At 39.0% G+C, this 721-nt stretch carries 1 protein-coding gene; it reads left to right on the top strand.

The window, feature by feature from the left end:
- Positions 1 to 122: 122 nt before the first annotated feature.
- On the top strand, positions 123 to 721 hold a 599-nt coding region (locus tag DW793_RS14400), incomplete at its 3' end, for a hypothetical protein (protein WP_147342242.1).

Here is a 721-nt window from a genome sequence, read left to right on the forward strand (position 1 = left end):
GGTTATATGAATTTTTGGGGAATACCTGCACGAGAATACGTTGTTTATTTTGCTATTATGTTCATCATGACCGCAGTTTTTGCTGCAGGGACATATCTTCTTGCTGAAAGGCAGGTGGGATAATGAAAAGTATGTATAGTTATCAGACTTCACGGCTTTTAAAGAAATTTTGGATGCTTTTTGTCATAGTGATAATTTTTTCAGCTTCCGCAAAATTCACAGTGTATCGGAGCTTTGATTCTTCAAATAATCTTACCTATATGAACAAAGAAACGGCGGAGATATACAATGAACTTATAGAAAATTCCGCAGATAAGACCCTTGAACAGTGTGACGAATACATAACGGAATATGAGATGAGAAGTTACGCAAGCGGTTATAATAATAACATTACAGCCGCCGTAAACAAATATAAAACAGAGCTTCGCAGTTGTTTTATGGTCGAAAGCATCAGAAGCTATGCTCGCACAGGCAGGGGTCTTACAGACGCTAATATACCTACCGACCTTGTGAAAAACAGCCGACTTTACGCTGCATTTCCAACTCCACAGGTGATAAATGACGAGCCGTTTTTGAAATTTCTTGAATTGCGGGCGGTAGATATTATGCCGATATTTGTGCTGTTGCTTGTGGGTGTTTTTGTTGCGGACAGTTACGAAAAACGAATGGATCAGCAGATAAGGATATCTAAAAATTCGTCAGCGTTTTTTAAGTCACGGGA

This window comes from Ruminococcus sp. AM31-15AC (genome assembly GCF_003462045.1).
Lineage (GTDB): Bacteria > Bacillota > Clostridia > Oscillospirales > Ruminococcaceae > Hominimerdicola > Hominimerdicola aceti.